Here is a 17,966-nt window from a genome sequence, read left to right as displayed (position 1 = left end):
ACATTTGAAGTGCAAATTGATCTGCCCCAAAATTGCATGCTTATCTGCGTTTTGGGGCTTTTCATTTTCCACATCCCATTGTGAAATCCTTCATAGATAAGCCTTTTGAGTTTTCAGGTTGACCCTAAAAACTTGTGGGTTAGCACGGAACTGTGGCAAGCCTGAGACATCGAAGACTGTAATACTTCCTTATTGAATCACCAATTCCTGCAACCATTGTTCGCCCTTGCCAGAAATTTTTAAGTGGTAGATTCCTGAAGCTAATGATGTCAATGTTATTTTAACAGTATTTAATCCTTCTTTCATCTCAGCTTTTTTTGACTGAACCGGTATTCCTGTGGCGTTGATAATTTCTATGTTATAGGTTTCCGCATGTTTACACTGGAAATGGAGCGTAGTGAATTCATGCGCCGGATTGGGACTTAATGTAAAATTTGCCTCTTCCGCATCAAGCATCAATTTTGGAGAAGCATCACTCACAGATATCGCTAATTGATAGCACTCTGCATTATTTATTCCGGCCGTGTCGTGATCTTTTACAAGGACATAATAAGTTCCTTTCGTTGCATTCGTAATCGTTATACTTTCATTAGAATGTTGCGGAAGCTGGGAAGTGGCAAGCTGATTTTTGTCTTCATCATACAAAAATAAATCACCGTTAAAAGGCAAATCAAATAAGGAAACGGTGAGCGAGGAAAACTTTTTGTCTAGTTCAAACTTGAAATAATCCTTATCCGAACCGGTAATAATTTGACCATGTAATTTTGCAGTCTGAGTCAGGGGATCCAGAGGAATTTTCGGTGCATGTGTGAAGTTGTAATTGTTTTCCCACGGATCGCTGCAGCTATTATTAAATTTTGCAATGAAGAAATCAAATTCATTTGTGGTTAATATGGTATCGCGATAAGCACCCGGTGTAGCAATGCTGTCCGGGCTTTTTGTTGCAGAGGAAAGAAAGACATTTTCGTTTTCATCGAGCTCCATAGATGGTCCATACCATCCGCCGGAATTGATGGACTCAGTTCCTTTGCCTCCATAATAGGTGGAGTACATTAGCTGGCTTGCATCTTGGTTGATCACTGCAAAAAAGGCATCGTTATGGCCGCCAAGGTCCACATTATAAGCTTCATCGGTCGCTAATCCTGAATTACTTTTTGTGAGACCGCTAATGTACACCGGCGCCCCTGTAGGAGGAACACGCAGCGAGCGCGGCATCTCAATAAAGTTTCCTCCAAAATAGGTTCCCCATATTCTTTTTCCTGAAGAGTCAAACTTTACAATGGCTGCATCTTTATCTCCGTCTTCCTCACCAATGAAAGAATCTTTAAAAGTACCTGGAGTTGCAATATTTGAAGTGCTTTTTGTTTGACAGACAAAGTAAGCATTGCCATCATCGTCGGATTTTACATCTCGGCAGTGCTCATCTGCTTCGCCGCCATAGTAAGTGCTCCAAACTGGCTGTCCGCCCGTAGTCCAGCGAATAAGAAATCCGTCAAGGGCGCCACCTTTTGTTGGTTGAAAACTTCCGGGAGTAGCAATATTTTGTTTACTGTCCGCCGTTCCTGTTTGATAGACTTGTCCGAATTTATCCACGTTCACACCATGGCCGCGATCACGGCCCTCACCCCCATAATAAGTGCTCCAGAGCAACTTCATCTTATTATTCCATTTCATTAAAAAGATTTCACCGGTGGTATCACCAGTAGTTTTAAAAGCACCCGGAGTGGCAATGCCATACAAGCTTTCTGTATAGCCGCTCACATACAGGTTACCTTCAATGTCCGTTGCCATTCCCTGAACCTCATCTTTTAAATCTCCACCCATGTAAGTACCATATAATAAATCTCCCTCCGGACTGAACTTGGCAATAAATACATCAAAATATCCGCCTGAAACAGTATCTATCACAGCATCTTTTGTGGCAATACCCGATGCACTTACTGTTCTGCCACCAAGGAATATATTGCCCGTGGAATCCGTAGTAATGGCCCAGGAAACATCGTTATTTTTGCCACCGTAATAGGTTCCCCATACCACATTATCCTGTTCGTCAATTTTAATGAGCGGCACATCATCGCGCCCTGCATAGCTTGTTTGATAGGTACCCTTGGTGGCAATCATATCTGTTGATTGAGTACGGCCGGTTAGGTAAATGTGTTGCTTGCCATCATAGGCAAGCTCATCGGGAACATCCCGTCCGTTTCCGCCATAATAGGATCCCCATTCTATTGTTGGATCAATAATAAATTCCTGAGCCAGAGTTGATTTTATTGGCGCAAAGGATACATTGCTTCCTTTTACTATAAATTTTCCTGTTTCAATAAATCCTCCATCGGTTGACTGGATAACAGGATTGGATTCTTTTACAAAACCTAAATCGGCATTACTTTGCAGGGAACCGTCTTTATTTAAAGAGAACAGTTTTTCACCGCTGTATGAAAGTGAAATCTTATTGCTGTTTCCGCCTTCATGAATAATAAATTTATATTCAGGCCGGATTGGTCCAGCGCCATTTTTTATAAGTGAGAAAACGAGATCAATCCCATTGTAAATATTCTGGTAGGTTACCTCATTAAAACAATGCACGCGCCGAATACCTTTCGGACCAGTGTAGCCATTAAAATAATTAGTATAAAAAGATAAAGGGTCACTACCTGAAATTAAAATACCCTTGTTACAATTGTTAAGTGTAATATCAATACGATTCGCGTTGATGTTTTCAGGAATTTCATTCATTTCTTCATCATCATCCTGATCAAGCTGACCTGATTCAGCACCATTTGAAATTGACGGAACTGCCTTTGACCACTCATAGCTAAAACCGTTATCACGAAGAATTATTTTAAAGCAGCCATCGGAAAAAATAAACCTTACATCATTTCTTACATCCCCATTCTGATCACGGATCTGACCCTTGTTTTCTGTAAAGCCATAGGGATTGTGATTGTAAAGATTTTGAGCCACTGGCTGAGCAGCAGAAAACTGTATCAGGAAATAAATCATCAGTAAAAAGAAAGTACTTGTTTTCATAAATTCTATAATTTAACTTGAAAATACATTTTATGATTTATTATATTAGTGATGACTAAAGATTTTAATCAGATGGAATAGCTTATTTCAGATTTACAATCAGCCCATATAAAATTATTGAATTGCTAATGTTTGCTTCGCATGTAATCCATTCCCGGAAATACTAACCTCATAAATACCGGAAGCATAACCCGTTAAATCAAGGGCAATATTATTCCTTCCCATTTCCATTTTCACTGTTTTCAATTGGGAAACTTTTCCCAGCAGGTCCGTAATTTGTATGGAATAAAATCCTAACTGGTCACATTGTAATTGAAGGACGGTAGCTTTATTGGCCGGGTTCGGATACAATGTAAAATGTTCTTCACTGCTAAGCGGGGTTATGGCAAGGGGAATGTCATTGCTGGCTGTTATATTAAGCTTGTAGCAATCATTGTTGGCCGTGTCCGGTGTATTGCCTGCTTTTACAAGTATATAATAGATGCCACTGTCTGCAGTATTAAGTGTAATCTGTTCACTTATATTTTGAACATTTTGGGCTGAAGCCAATTCATTTCCTGTTCCGTCGTACACAAATAAATCTGCGTCAATGGGCAATTCGCTCAATGATAAAACTAACTGCCTGTAATTTTGCCCTAGTGTAATTTTAAAATAATCCTTATCAGAAGAATCTTTTATTTCCCCATGGATGGTTGCCTGCCCTGAACGCGGATCCAGGGGAATTTTAGGAGCATGTGCAATGTCATTATTATTTTCCCAGGCATCACTGCAGGTATTATTAAATTTTGCAACAAAAAAATCATATTCATCGGTAGTTAAAATGGTATCCCGGTAAGAGCCGGCTGTGGCAATGCTGTCAGCACTTCTTGTTGCAGACGAAAGGAAGACATTTTCATTTTCATCAATTGTAAGAGGCGGTCCGTACCAACCGCCGGCATTAAGAGATTCTGACCCTTTTCCACCATAGTAGGTCGAGTACAATAACTGGGTTGCGTCATGGTTAATGATTGCCATAAAAGCATCATTGAATCCACCCAAGTCCACATTGTAGGCACCGGGTGTTGCCAACCCTTTTTCACTTTTAGTTACACCGCTGATATATATGGGAGCCCCTGTTGGAGGCACCCTAAGCGATCGCGGCTGCTCTATGTATTCTCCACCGTAATAGGTACCCCAGATGCGGTTGCCGAAAGAATCAAACTTAGCAATCAGGCCATCGCGGTCAGTATTTTCCGTTGCTGAAAAAGTTTCTTTAAATACACCAGGGGTGGCAATACTGTGGTTACTTTCTGTTTGCCCGACGAAATAAATATTTCCATCATTATCCGTTTTTACATCCCGCAGCCGCTCGTCGAATTCGCCCCCGTAATAGGTTGCCCATCGCAGATTTCCATCCGGTGTCCAGGAAGCAAGAAAGCCATCGAGCTTACCACCTATCGATGTTTGAAAAGCGCCGGTTGTTGCTACACTGTCTTTGCTGCCAACGGTTCCCACCTGGTACACGTGTCCGAACTTATCCTCGCATACGCCGTGACCCCTGTCGCGTCCGTTCCCGCCATAATATGTGCCCCATAAAAGGTGCATGTCGTTGGTCCATCTCATTAGGAATATTTTTCCATCAGTATTGCCATTTGTTTTATAAGCGCCTGGAGTAGCAATACCGTATAAACTTTCCGTATAGCCACTCACATAAAGGTCACCATGTGTGTTGGTTGCCAGTTCCTGAACTTCATCCTTCAGATCGCCACCCATATAAGTTCCGTAAAGCAGGTTGCCGGAGGAATCGAACTTCGCTATAAACACATCAAAGAAACCTCCTGAAAAAGTATCGATCACTGCACTATCGGTAGCAATACCTGTAATACTTTCCGTTCGGCCGCCAAGAAAAATGTTTCCTATGGTATCCGTTGTAATGGCAAAAGCCACATCATTGCCTTTTCCACCGTAATAGGTGCCCCATAAAATATTACCCTGTTCATCCAGCTTAATGAGAGGCACGTCATCACCTCCGCTATAAATGGCTTGATGCGTGCCGCTGGTAGCAATCATTGAAGAGGAATGCGTGCGGCCCGTAAGATAGAGGTGCTGCCTGCCATCGTACGCAAGTTCATCAGGTACATCTTTTTCGTATCCGCCATAATAGGATCCCCATTCTATCAACGGATCAATTATAACTAACTGATCTTGATTGCGCTTTACATCTGCAAATGAGAGAGTGTTTCCTTTCAAAATAAATTTTCCACGCTGGAAAAAATTCCCATCGCCTGATAGGATAGCCGGGCACGTTTCTTTCACAAAGCCTAAATCAGCATGCGCCTGCAATTCGTCATTGGCATCGAGAAAGAGACTTTTTTCACCATTGAATGAAAGAGCAATGTCTCTTATATCAGCAGCAGGATGAATTATAAATTTATACTCTGGTTTAAAGTCACCTTGCTTATTTGGTATTAACGAAAATATAAGATCTATATCCTTGTAAATATCTTTGTAAACAACACTGCTGAAACTTTTCACTTTTTTAATGCCGGATAAGCCAGTATTGTTATTAAAATAGTTGGTATAAAAATTAAGTGGATCTGATCCTTCTATTGTGGCAGTAGAGCTGCAGGCAGTGAATTGTACATCTATGCGATTACTTATTATATTGATGGGGAGATCGGGAAGATCATCTTCATCTTGTTGTAATTTATTTTGTCCGGATTCAGAGTTATCGTTCCCAGCCGGAATAACCTGCGACCACTGATAACTGTAACCATCGCTACGAAGAATAAGCTTAAACGAACCGCTGGAATAAATAAATTTAACATCATCTCTTTTATTACCATTCTGATCTGTAACCTGTCCTTTATTTTCTATAAAACCACATGGGCTATGAAAGTTAAGGTTTTTTATTTGTGCCTGAGCGGGATGAAAGCATAATTCTTTAAAAAAAAAAAGGAAAATAAAAAGTATATTTTTTTTCATAGAAATAAAATTTAAAAGGATATGTAACCGATTATCTATTGACAGTATATGGAAGGTAAAGTTTAATTGCTGCTGAATTGAAAAAACTGGATCCAACAATGGTCAAAGGGATAAAGAATTGTAACATTTTGTAAATATGATTGTGCTTAAGCAGACGTTGCCTAATCTCTTATTTTTTAACGACTTTATTCTCGTGCAGAATCTTGATGTTTTTAATAAGGTTTAAAAGATAGAAACCAGGGTAAAGATTTTTTCCCAGAAGTAATTTACCTAAGGTCGTTATGAATATGTTGTGAAATATTGCCTTCATATTTGAAATGAAGAGATCGTAAACAAAAGTCCCGAAGAATTACTTTTAATTGAAAGGATTGGCTATCATAGGAGTGGTGTCCAGATCACAAATGAGTGACAGAACTTGAGACTTAGCATAGAGAGAATAAATGGTTATCCCAATATATGGAGGAGAATCAAAGGAAATATTTTCATGGTTAACATTTTATTAAAATTAAAAATTTAAAAACCTGGAATATTGTAGAATAAAAGCAGAAATGCTAAAGGTTAAAAACTAAAAAAGCCGCCTCCATTAAGAGACGGCTTCTGCATTTTAATTAAGTCAGCCCTTATACGCTCACCGCTGCATTCGCTGTTGCCCATTCAATAAGAATATCTGCTACTTCAGGGCGGGAAAACTCTTTAGGAGGACGCTGCCCATCGCGCAGCATCTCACGCACTTTAGTTCCGCTGAGGGAAACCATCTCAGGGTCTTTGGGAGCTGTTTTGCTGGATGCCATGCTTTCTGTATTGATGCACCAGAAGGTGTTTTCGAATTTCAGGATCTGCATACCAATTTTATCGGCCACCTTATCCATCATCTCCTGTGCTTCATAGGTACCATAATAGGTTCCAACACCGGCGTGGTCACGGCCAATAATCATGTGTGTGCAGCCGTAGTTTTTCCTTATTACAGTGTGGTTAATTGCCTCGCGAGGCCCTGCATATCGCATGGCAGTAGGCAATACACTCAGCATCGTATTATTACTATTAAAATAATTAGAGATTAATGCTTCGTAACATTTCATACGCACGGGTGCTGGAATGTCATCTGATTTTGTTTCACCGACAATTGGGTGTATCAAAGCTCCATCCACAATTTCCTGGGCGCATTTGATCAGGTATTCATGCGCACGGTGAATAGGGTTTCTTGTCTGAAAGGCAACAATAGTTTTCCAGTTACGCTTTTCAAATTCAGCACGTGTCTCGGAAGGATCCAGGTAGTATTTTTCATCGATTGTTTCATTCCTTAAAGGACGGTTAACCATCTCCAGGTCGCCTGCAATAAATTTGTTTCCACCGTTAAGAATTGCTTTAACGCCGGGATGTTTATCGTCTGTAGTTTTGAAACATTTCTGACAGAGCGTATCGAGGTTCAGCTCAAATTTTTCATTAACCATCATAATGGCAAGGGTACGGCCGGTTTTGTCCAGCAAAGCAATTTCTTCTCCTTCGCGCAACTGATCAAATTTATCTCCCGCAGGAAGCAGAATGGGTATTCCCCATGAAAGTCCATTGGTCAGTTCCATATTTTCAATTACAGATTCGGAATCTGCTTTACCCATAAATCCGGTAAGAGGGCTAAATGCTCCGATCGCGATCATCTCTACATCTGCACCATACCGGTCTTCAATAGTAAGCTGGAATTTTGACGCCATATTTTTTTCTAATTCATCCCTGCGTTTATCCGTGGCATAACGGTTCACAAGCGTTCCCCCGTGAGGTTGATTCATGTTTGTTACTTTTATATTAAATTAAAAAAATTAATCTTCGGCTGGAATATAATTATTTGCCGTAAGCCAGTTGATAACATCTGCAGCACATTCTTCCAGAGATTTCTCTCCGGTTTTAACTACCATTTCGGCTTTTTCAGGAGCTTCATACGGAGAATCAATACCGGTAAATTGCTTTATTTCTCCTGAGCGCGCTTTTTTATAGAGTCCTTTCGGGTCGCGCTTCTCGCATACATCAAGCGGGGCATCAATAAAAATTTCAACAAACTCACCCTCTTTTACAATACTGCGCACCATATCACGGTCGGAGCGAAAAGGGGAGATAAAGGCAGTGCCAACAATTATTCCTGCGTCCACAAACAGTTTCGATACTTCCCCGATGCGGCGGATATTTTCTTTACGGTCTTCTTCGGAAAATCCCAACCCTTTATTTAAGCCCATCCTTACATTGTCTCCATCGAGAATATAAGTATGAAGTCCCATTTCAAACATTTTCTCCTCCACCTTATTCGCGAGCGTAGATTTACCGGAGCCGGAAAGGCCCGTATACCAGAGAATGCAGGACTTGTGACCTTTAAGTTCCTGGCGGTTTTCCTTAGTTATAGTGTGACCGTGAGGAATAATGTATTTTACTTCAGCCATTGTTTAATTTTTATTGATTTAATATTGGTTAAAAAAAAATGTATGAGGATTTTGCTTTAAAAGCCCGCAAAGATATAGTAATTCTGCATTCTCAGGTTGTTGCACCGAAACAAAGTTTACTGTTTCGAAATCACGTCAGGCAAACGTTCCAACTATTTTTTATCAAGTGGCACAAGGTAAAGAAATTATCCTATAAAGAATATAGAATGAAACGGTTATTTAATAATAAAAATCCTGAATATTAACACAATAGGTTAACCATTTCTGTTATAAAAATTACTATTATAGCAGTAGCTTAAAAGTCTGTTAATTCAGCAATAAATTTAATGCGATCCATGCCATTAAGCCGGTCGAAATTTCAAGTGCATCCTCATCAATATTGAAGACAGGTGTATGCACACCGGATGTAATGTTCTTTTCAGGATTTCCGGTACCAATACGGTAAAAGCATGCAGGAATTGCCTGGGAAAAAAAGGCAAAATCTTCCGATGCCATTCTGATATCAAGATCCTTCACATTTTCCTTTCCCAGATAATCCTCCGCAAATGACCTTGCCTCAGAAGTGATCACCTTATCATTAATGAGGCAGGGGTATCCTTTATCCATCCGTAAAAGAACTATGGTCTTGTCCTTTTCAGAAAAGTTTTGAATCAGCTCTTTCAGATTATGATGCACTGTTTCACGCCAGGCTTCATCGAGTGTTCGCAGCGTACCATCAATTGTTACTTCGTCCGGAATTACATTGGTGGCACCTGCGCCAATTACCTTTCCAAAGTTAAGAACAGTAGGAATTTCGGAAGTTGACAACTGCTGCATTAATTCTTCAAGCTCAGACAATAGTCTTGCAGCAATAAAGATTGGATTTATAACAAGGGCCGGATCCGCGGCATGACCTCCTTTACCTTTTACCGTAATATAAATTTCATCTGCTGATGCCATATATTTTCCAGGACGAAAGCCTGCAGTTCCAACATGCAAAGGGGTGAATACATGCTGTGCAATTATTACGTCTGGTTTTGGATTTTCAAGTACTCCATCATTAATCATTATTGATGCTCCGCCGGGCAGCTTTTCTTCTGCAGGCTGAAAGATCAGCTTAATGGTTCCTTCAAATTCATTCTTTAAATCATTTAAAATTTTTGCAGTACCGAGCAATGATGCTGAATGAACATCGTGACCGCAGGCATGCATGATCCCGTTATGTTGAGATTTATATTCTACTTCATTTTTTTCCGTAATGGGAAGTGCATCCATGTCGGCACGAAGTGCTATCGTTTTCTTTCCAGGATTTCTCCCCTTGATGAGTGCAACAATTCCATTACCTCCAATGCCGGTCTGATGTTCAATGTTCCATGCTGAAAGTTTTGAAGAAATAAACTTGGCCGTTTCTATTTCCTGAAAAGACAATTCAGGATGGGCATGGAGGTGGCGGCGAATGGAGATGATTTCCTCTTTGATTTTTGCCGATAACTCTTTTACGCGCTCTTTATTAACCATTAACTTTTTTCTTGCATTAATCTAGGAAGGAGTTTTTAGCTCTATGAGTCACTTTCAAGTAATAAAAATTTCAAAATTGGTTGTTGCCTGGGACAAAATTACTTATCAGAATGCTATCTTTAAGAAATACTTGTTTTATGATAAAATCAATAATATTCATAGTTATATATGGTTCCTATCATTTAATTGCTTTCTCACAAATTCCTCAAATAAGTTGGGAAAATTCATATGGAGGAAGTAATTCGGATGATCTATATTCAATTGATACTACTAATGATGGTGGATTTATTGCTGCTGGTTTAGCGTATTCCGAAGATGGCGATGTAACTCAAAGTCATGGAAATGGTGATTTCTGGATATTGAAGTTAGATATGCAAGGAAAATTAATTTGGCAGAAATCCTTAGGTGGTTCTGGTTATGAAAGTGCTTTTTCAGTTCATAAAACCAGCGACCAAGGATATATAATTGCAGGAACGAGCGATTCAAATGATGGAGATGTTACGGATAATCATAATAGTCTTGATTTTTGGATTGTGAAAATTGATAGCTTTGGAAATATTCAGTGGCAAAGGTCGTTAGGTGGAAGTGGTGTAGATGAAGCATTTTCCATTCAGCAAACTTATGACGGGGGTTACATAACAACGGGATATTCGAATTCAGTTGATGGAGATGTTACCGGCAACCACGGCGACTATGACTATTGGGTAGTGAAGCTTAACCCGGCGGGTTTTATGGAGTGGGAAAAATCATTTGGTGGTTCAGGCACTGATTTCCCAAATTCCATCAGGCAGACCGCAGAGGGTGGATATATCATTGCAGGGCTGTCCACTTCTACAGACGGCGATGTTTCTGATCATCACGATGATAGGAATGCAATTTATAATAACGATTACTGGGTAATAAAGCTAAATTCAGACGGAAAAATCAAATGGGAAAAATCTCTTGGAGGATCAGGAGATGACTGGGGCAGAGATATTATTCAAACACCCGATAAAGGTTATGTGGTAGCTGGCTACAGCAATTCCTTTACAGGCGACGTGAGAAAAAATTTTGGAGGTCTGGATTATTGGATATCAAAGCTCGACAGCATCGGTAACCTGCAATGGCAGAAATCTTATGGTGGTAGCAATGACGATTTTGCTAATCGAATTATCCAGGCAAAAGATGGAGGATATATAGTAGCTGGATTCAGCGAATCAAACGATGGAGAGGTGACTGGTAACCACGGATCAGATGATTATTGGATAATAAAGATTAGTGAGAGGGGGAAACTTGAAGGGCAGATGTCCCTTGGAGGCAGTAGCCAGGACGAATTGTCGTCTGTAGTTCAGGCAAATAACGGAAACATAGTCGTGGGTGGTTCGGCTGCATCTACTGATGGCGACGTGACGGACAACCATGGATATTATGATTACTGGATAGTACGTCTCGAACCGGAAGAATTGGACAGTCAAAGCGATAATGAAATCGCTTTTAATAACGGTGATTACTCGACATTAAAAGAAACTTTTGCTTTCAATAGCTCTTTTTTTTCTGTCTCCCCCGCCATCACCAATACCTCCCTCAATATTCGATTACAAACGCCGAATGATGCAACATCTGCCATCATTGAAATCATAAACCCGCTTGGACAACTTATAGTAAGCAAAAGAATTAAAATCACCGATGGCAGGCTTCAGGCTCCAATGCATTTAGATGCCGGTATTCCAAAAGGAATGTATTATATAAGGGTAAAAGTCGGTAATCAGCATTACGTTGAAAAATTCTATCACAGCTAAATAAGTAGCTGAGGAAAACAGTTTAGTCAAATTTATGATCATGAAAATGTATATTTTGTTTATTTTGGTTTCTATCCATTTTCAGATAATTAGCTCGGCACAAATTCCCGATATAAGGTGGGAGAAGACTTATGGTGGCAGTGGTGATGATATCTTGCTAGATATCACTCAGGATAGCAATGATGGATTTATAACTTGCGGTATTTCGGATTCAAAAGATGGTGATGTTACGGGCACTCATGACAACGGCGATGCATGGATTGCAAAGATAACCGCGAACGGAAAACTGCAGTGGCAGAAATCCTATGGAGGCTCAATATACGATGGAGGAACTTCAGTTCAGAAAACAGTTGACAGAGGATATATTATCGCAGGATACACCTTTTCTAATGATGGTGATATTTTATTTAATCATGGTAATTCGGATTTTTGGATCATAAAAGTGGATAGTGATGGAAAAATGGAATGGAATAAAACCTTGGGAGGCAGCGGATATGAAGATGCTTTTTCCATTCAGCAAACTAATGACGGGGGTTACATTACAACTGGATATTCGAATTCAGTTGATGGAGATGTTACCGGCAATCACGGCGACTATGACTATTGGGTAGTAAAGCTTAATTCATTCGGCAATATTCAATGGCAAAAATCATTTGGTGGTTCTGGATTTGATTTTCCTAATTCAATTAAACAAACTACAGATGGAGGGTATATTATTGCAGGATTATCTTCCTCAACAGACGGAGATATTTCCGATCATCACGATGACAGAAATGCACTTTACAACTAGACTATTGGGTAGTAAAACTAAGCCCGGAAGGTATTTTAGAATGGGAAAAATCTCTTGGAGGATCAGGAGATGACTGGGGACGAGATATTATTCAATCCTCCGATAAAGGCTATTTAGTTGCAGGCTACAGCAATTCATTTACGGGCGATGTAAGAAAAAATTTTGGTGGCTTTGATTACTGGTTAGCGAAGCTTGATAGCATCGGTAATCTGCAATGGCAGAAATCTTATGGTGGCAGTGAAGATGATCGTGCGAATAGCATCATTCAGGCTAAGGACGGTGGGTATATAGTGGCAGGACTCAGCGAATCAAATGATGGAGAGGTGACTGGTAATCACGGATCTGATGATTTTTGGGTAATTAAAATAAGCACTCGGGGTAAATTGGAAGGACAAGTATCACTCGGAGGAAGCTCGCAGGATGAGGTGGCTTCTGTAGTTCAGGCAAATAAAGGGGATATTGTTGTAGGGGGCTCTTCAACATCTGCTGATGGAGACGTCACCGGAAATCAGGGATATGATGATTACTGGGTCATACGTCTCGAACCGGCAGAATTTGATAATCAAAGGGGCAGCGAAAATGCTTCTAATTACTCTTCGTTAAAAGAATCTGCTGTTGACCACGGCTTTGCCATCTTCCCAACGATTACCAGTAGTTCCTTTACCGTTCAATTGCAAACTCAAACTGGGGTAACCTCAGGGATTCTGGAAATCATCAATCCTATGGGAAAAATTATTTCAGGCAGGCAAATAACGGTTAGCAATGGCATCTTAAAGACCGCGATCAACTTCGATGCCGCTGTTCCGAAAGGATTGTATTTCATTCAATTAAAGATGGGGGATCATGAATACAGTGGCATGGTCTATTATCAGTAATAAACAGATTCACCAGCCAACGCCCTTTACTATTACTTTATCGGGCACTAAAAAGGCCATCGGGAAATCATCTTTCACCTGTTGCAGGAAACTGTTTGCTTCTTCGCGGGAAATAAAATTGCCCACCCGTAATTTGAACTGAGGCGGCTGGTAGTTGAAATAAGTATTCACACCGGGATAAAGCTGTTCAAACCGTAGTTTCTGATCCATAACTGTTTGACGATGCTGGTCCGCCACGATCTGTATGCGAAAGCCACTTACACTTCTTTTATCCTTTGCAAACTGGCCATAGAGGTCGACTGCCTTTTGCACACCTGAATCCTGAACTATAGTAACCTCACCGGCCTGCGCAAATGCAAGGCAGGGAAGTAATAAACTTAGAAGAAAAACTAATTTTATCAATTAATTATTTCAGAGAAAGTTTGACGTTTATTCTGCTGTCACTGATTCCATAATTTCCACTGCAGAGGAAGTACCGATACGGTCTGCCCCTGCTTTTAAGAAAGCGATTACCTGTTCCCTGGTTTTTATTCCACCCGATGCTTTAATCTTCATTTTCTTGGGAAGAAGATCCCGAATCTTCTCTATCACTTCTATAGAAGCTCCTTCACCGTTAAATCCCGTGGATGTCTTTACGAAATCAACATCTGCTTTCACAGCCAGTTTACACGCACGCTTTACATCATCATCGGCAAGTAGGCCGGTTTCTATGATCAGCTTTACCATTTTGCTTTTTAGGTGTGCGAGCGTGGTGATACTCTGCAGCTCCTGCAAAACATCATTATCATTTCCAGAGAAAAAAGCTGCCAGGTTCATCACCACATCCAGCTCACTTGCTCCGTCGTCCATCGCTTTCTTTGCTTCTTCCACTTTAATAAAGGAAGTGCAGTACCCTAAAGGAAAGCCGATAACCGTGGCAATTTTAATTTTAGAATCTTCTAAGAACTGAAAGGCATTACGCACAAAATAAGGAGGAACGCAAACCGAGGCGAAATGGTGGCTTAATGCCTCGTCGCAAAGCTTTTTTATCTGCTTCAGGGTAGTATCCTGCCTTAATAAGGTGTAATCGATCTTTGATGCTATATCTCCGCCTTCAAGATTCCGGACTGCACTTTGCTCACGCTTCTTTTCCATGACAATTTTTATATTTTTTTCCACTGCCGCAAGGGCAAGGATCGTTTCTACCTACTTTGGGACCTACACGAATGGGTTCCAGTTTTTTTGGTGCCTCTTGCTCATGGCCTTCACCGTTTCCATTAGAATTTCCATTTCCATTCATTCTCTGAGAAGCACTGGCAGCTATGGCACCGCGGCCTTCGCGCATGCGGCTGTAATCCGTTTTTTCTAACTGGCGCGCCTGGTTCAACTGGCTGCCCTGCTGAATAGGAAGATTTGCTTTGAATAAAAATGAGATTACATCCCGGTTTATCTCACCCACAATTTTCTTAAAAAGCTCAAATGCTTCAAACTTATAAATAAGCAGGGGGTCTTTTTGTTCATAGACTGCATTCTGAACAGACTGTTTAAGATCATCAAGCTGGCGAAGGTGCTCTTTCCAGGCTTCATCAATAAAAGAAAGGGTAACGCTGCGTTCAAATGCATGGACCACTTCGCGGCTTTCTGTTTCGTAAGATTTTTTCAGGTTGGCTATGATTTGTATACCTCTGCTTCCATCCGTAAAGGGAACCACTATATTTTCAATAGTGTCAGCACGGTTCAAGTAAACATCTTTTATAACCGGATGAACTGCTTCACCCAGGTGCTGCATCTTACGCTTGTAAACCTCCGTGGCCTCATCGTACAACTGCTGGGTTAATTCGTTTATTTTCTTTCCTTTAAAATCGGTGTCAGTGATTTGGGTATCTGTAGACAGGTAGCGGATTACATCCAGCTTGAATCCTTCATAATCGTTTGATTGCTGGTATTGGCTTACTATGTCTTCGCACAAATCATAGATCATATTGTAGAGATCGTAGGAAAGACGTTCACCAAATAAAGCGTGGCGACGCTTCTTGTATATAACCTCTCTTTGCGCATTCATCACATCATCATATTCCAGCAAGCGCTTGCGTATTCCGAAGTTATTTTCCTCCACCTTTCGCTGCGCCCGCTCAATAGATTTAGTGATCATGGCATGCTGAATCACTTCTCCTTCTTTATAGCCAAACCTATCCATCATGCCGGCAATACGATCACTTCCAAAAAGGCGCATCAGATCATCTTCCAATGAAACAAAAAACTCAGTTGTTCCCGGATCGCCTTGTCTCCCAGCACGGCCGCGCAACTGGCGATCAACACGGCGGGCTTCGTGGCGTTCTGTGCCCACTATAGCGAGGCCACCGGCATCTTTTACCCCTGAACCAAGCTTGATATCCGTACCCCGCCCGGCCATATTCGTTGCAATCGTTACCCCGCTGGTCAATCCTGCTTCTGCCACTATCTCTGCTTCGCGCTGGTGTTGTTTTGCATTCAATACATTATGCTTAATATTTTTGAATTTGAGCATACGGCTTAACAGCTCCGAAACCTCTACAGAGGTTGTGCCCACCAATACGGGCCTTCCTGCTTTGCTCAGCTTCACTATTTCATCTATAGCTGCATTGTATTTTTCGCGCTTGGTTTTATAAACCAGGTCCTGCTCATCTTTCCGGATCATCGGAACATTAGTAGGAATAACCACTACATCCAGCTTATAGATAGACCAGAATTCGCCGGCTTCTGTTTCCGCAGTTCCTGTCATCCCGGAAAGCTTATGGTACATGCGGAAATAATTCTGAAGGGTGACAGTAGCAAATGTTTGTGTAGCTGCTTCCACCTTTACATTTTCCTTTGCTTCGATTGCCTGGTGCAATCCATCCGAATATCTTCTGCCTTCCAGGATACGGCCGGTTTGCTCGTCCACGATCTTCACTTTTCCATCCATCACCACATATTCCACATCTTTTTCAAAGAGCGCATATGCTTTTAACAGTTGCTGTACGGTGTGAATGCGTTCGCTCTTGATGGCGAAGTCCTGCATCAATGAATCCTTATTTTGAAGTTTCTCCTGCGGAGGAATTTCCATCTTTTCAATCTCGGCAACCTGTGCACCCACATCAGGCATCACAAAAAAGCTTTTGTCCTCGCCGGATTCGGTAATCAGCTCAATGCCTTTTTCAGTGATATCTACCTGGTTGTTTTTTTCATCAATGGTGAAGTAGAGCTCTGCATCGGCCTTAGGCATTTCTTTCTGGTTATCGGAAAGGTGGTATGATTCGGACTTCAACATCACCGCCTTATTGCCTTCTTCGCTCATGTACTTAATGAGGTTACCATATTTTGGCAAGCCGCGGTGAGCACGTAACAAGGCTAACCCTCCGTCGGTAGCTCCTGCTTTTCCCGCTTCAATTAATTTCTTTGCATCATTCAGAAAACCATTCACCGCACGCTTCTGAGCCTCTACCAGCTTCATCACCCGTGGCTTCATTTGCTGAAATTCCTGGTCTTCTCCTTTGGGAACAGGGCCTGAAATAATAAGCGGTGTTCGCGCATCGTCAATCAGCACAGAGTCCACTTCATCTACCATAGCATAATGCAGCTTGCGCTGTACCAGTTCTTCCTTCGAGCGCGACATGTTATCGCGCAGATAATCGAAGCCAAATTCATTATTGGTTCCATACGTAATATCGCAATTATAAGCAGCGCGGCGTTCTGCCGTATGAGGCTGATAGTTGTCAATGCAGTCGACGGTAATTCCTAAGAATTGAAGCAGAGGACCGTTCCATTCTGCATCACGACGTGCTAGATAATCGTTTACCGTCACTATATGCACTCCAAGGCCGGTAAGAGCATTTAGATAAGCTGGTAGTGTTGAGACCAGCGTTTTTCCTTCACCAGTTGCCATCTCGGCAATTTTTCCTTGGTGCAGTACGATACCACCGATGAGCTGCACATCGTAATGAACCATTTTCCAGGTGACAGGTATACCGCGTACCAACCACGTATTTTTGTAGATAGCGTGATTGCCATCAATAGATAAAAAATCTTTTTTTATGGCAAACTCGCGGTCCAGATCATTTGCAGTAACCACTAGGGTTTCATTTTCAGTAAAGCGCCGCGCGGTTTCCTTCATGACGGCAAATGCCTCAGGAAGAATTTCATTCAGCACTTCTTCAATTTTCTCGTCGCGGTTTTTTTCGAGCTGATCAATTTTTTTATAGAGCTCTTCCTTTTCATCAAACAAAACTTCCTCCTTTTCTGCTTCTACCTTAAGGGATTCTATTTCTGAAGTAATGTCTGCAATATGTTCCCGGATACGGTTGCGGAAGACTTCTGTTTTATTTCTGAGATCATCATTAGATACGGAAGCAAGCTTTTCAAATTCTTCCAGTATTTGCCCTACAACCGGCTCAACAGAGCGAACGTCTTTTTCTGATTTATTGCCGCCAAGTAATTTTGTGATAAATCCAAACATGCTAATTCTTTTTAAAGGTCATGCAGAGCGTAAACTTATAATGGACTGTTAACATCGGCGCGTCGGAATGACTGTAATAAATAAAGGGTGACAAAGTTAATTCAAAAATCCGAGGCTTTGGTTCCGGATTAAGTAAGTCAAAAGACGTTCCTA

11 protein-coding genes are annotated in these 17,966 nt (G+C 41.1%); 3 read left to right on the top strand and 8 right to left on the bottom strand.

Annotated elements, in window-relative coordinates:
• Positions 1–189 precede the first annotated feature (189 nt).
• The 5 genes from H0W62_13205 to H0W62_13185 all read right to left on the bottom strand — a co-directional run bounded on the left by H0W62_13205 (position 190) and on the right by H0W62_13185 (position 9,917).
• On the bottom strand, positions 190–3,030 hold the full coding sequence (locus tag H0W62_13205; protein ID MBA3649486.1) for an SBBP repeat-containing protein: 2,841 nt from the start codon (positions 3,028–3,030) through the stop codon (positions 190–192).
• A 114-nt stretch (positions 3,031–3,144) separates the two neighbouring features.
• A complete protein-coding gene (locus H0W62_13200) occupies positions 3,145–5,994 on the bottom strand; it encodes a T9SS type A sorting domain-containing protein (GenBank protein ID MBA3649485.1) in 2,850 nt (949 codons plus the stop codon).
• A gap of 620 nt (positions 5,995–6,614) precedes the next feature.
• Positions 6,615–7,778, bottom strand: coding sequence for a sulfate adenylyltransferase (sat, locus tag H0W62_13195; GenBank protein ID MBA3649484.1), 1,164 nt, complete (start codon positions 7,776–7,778; stop codon positions 6,615–6,617).
• Positions 7,779–7,808: 30 nt separating this feature from the next.
• Positions 7,809–8,420, bottom strand: a complete 612-nt coding sequence (cysC, locus tag H0W62_13190; protein MBA3649483.1) for an adenylyl-sulfate kinase — start codon at positions 8,418–8,420, stop codon at positions 7,809–7,811.
• 306 nt (positions 8,421–8,726) lie between these two features.
• The gene (locus H0W62_13185) at positions 8,727–9,917 is read right to left on the bottom strand and encodes an amidohydrolase (protein MBA3649482.1); all 1,191 of its coding nucleotides are present in this window, start codon (positions 9,915–9,917) and stop codon (positions 8,727–8,729) included.
• Positions 9,918–10,054: 137 nt separating this feature from the next.
• Here H0W62_13185 and H0W62_13180 point away from each other — a divergent pair, with 137 nt between their 5' ends.
• The 3 genes from H0W62_13180 (at position 10,055) to H0W62_13170 (ending at position 13,360) form a co-directional block, all read left to right on the top strand.
• Positions 10,055–11,695: a T9SS type A sorting domain-containing protein gene (locus tag H0W62_13180; GenBank protein MBA3649481.1), complete on the top strand. Its 1,641-nt coding sequence runs from the start codon at positions 10,055–10,057 to the stop codon at positions 11,693–11,695.
• A gap of 37 nt (positions 11,696–11,732) precedes the next feature.
• Positions 11,733–12,485 carry a hypothetical protein gene (locus H0W62_13175; GenBank protein ID MBA3649480.1) on the top strand — a complete coding sequence of 251 codons (753 nt, stop codon included), beginning with the start codon at positions 11,733–11,735 and terminating at the stop codon, positions 12,483–12,485.
• A 290-nt stretch (positions 12,486–12,775) separates the two neighbouring features.
• Complete coding sequence (locus H0W62_13170) at positions 12,776–13,360, top strand: hypothetical protein (protein ID MBA3649479.1); 585 nt, start codon at positions 12,776–12,778, stop codon at positions 13,358–13,360.
• 9 nt (positions 13,361–13,369) lie between these two features.
• Here H0W62_13170 and H0W62_13165 read toward each other — a convergent pair whose 3' ends face one another.
• Genes H0W62_13165 through secA form a run of 3 tightly spaced genes read right to left on the bottom strand, consistent with a single transcriptional unit; the run spans position 13,370 to position 17,813 of the window.
• Positions 13,370–13,762, bottom strand: coding sequence for an SPOR domain-containing protein (locus H0W62_13165; GenBank protein ID MBA3649478.1), 393 nt, complete (start codon positions 13,760–13,762; stop codon positions 13,370–13,372).
• Between the two features lie 27 nt (positions 13,763–13,789).
• Positions 13,790–14,494 carry a deoxyribose-phosphate aldolase gene (gene deoC, locus H0W62_13160; GenBank protein MBA3649477.1) on the bottom strand — a complete coding sequence of 235 codons (705 nt, stop codon included), beginning with the start codon at positions 14,492–14,494 and terminating at the stop codon, positions 13,790–13,792.
• Positions 14,478–17,813, bottom strand: a complete 3,336-nt coding sequence (gene secA / locus H0W62_13155) for a preprotein translocase subunit SecA (GenBank protein ID MBA3649476.1) — start codon at positions 17,811–17,813, stop codon at positions 14,478–14,480. Before secA ends, deoC begins: the two co-directional genes overlap by 17 nt.
• Between the last annotated feature and the right edge of the window lie 153 nt (positions 17,814–17,966).

The sequence above is a fragment of the Chitinophagales bacterium genome, assembly GCA_013816805.1.
GTDB lineage: Bacteria > Bacteroidota > Bacteroidia > Chitinophagales > UBA10324 > MGR-bin340.
The sequence above is the reverse complement of the archived record's forward strand: the minus strand, read 5'-3'. Positions and strand labels throughout refer to the sequence as shown.

Coding starts and splice junctions, on each gene's coding strand:
- H0W62_13205 (MBA3649486.1), bottom strand. CDS start 3,030: ATGAAAACAAGTACTTTCTTTTTACTGATGATTTATTTCCTGATACAG.
- H0W62_13200 (MBA3649485.1), bottom strand. CDS start 5,994: ATGAAAAAAAATATACTTTTTATTTTCCTTTTTTTTTTTAAAGAATTA.
- sat (MBA3649484.1), bottom strand. CDS start 7,778: ATGAATCAACCTCACGGGGGAACGCTTGTGAACCGTTATGCCACGGAT.
- cysC (MBA3649483.1), bottom strand. CDS start 8,420: ATGGCTGAAGTAAAATACATTATTCCTCACGGTCACACTATAACTAAG.
- H0W62_13185 (MBA3649482.1), bottom strand. CDS start 9,917: ATGGTTAATAAAGAGCGCGTAAAAGAGTTATCGGCAAAAATCAAAGAG.
- H0W62_13180 (MBA3649481.1), top strand. CDS start 10,055: ATGATAAAATCAATAATATTCATAGTTATATATGGTTCCTATCATTTA.
- deoC (MBA3649477.1), bottom strand. CDS start 14,494: ATGGAAAAGAAGCGTGAGCAAAGTGCAGTCCGGAATCTTGAAGGCGGA.
- secA (MBA3649476.1), bottom strand. CDS start 17,813: ATGTTTGGATTTATCACAAAATTACTTGGCGGCAATAAATCAGAAAAA.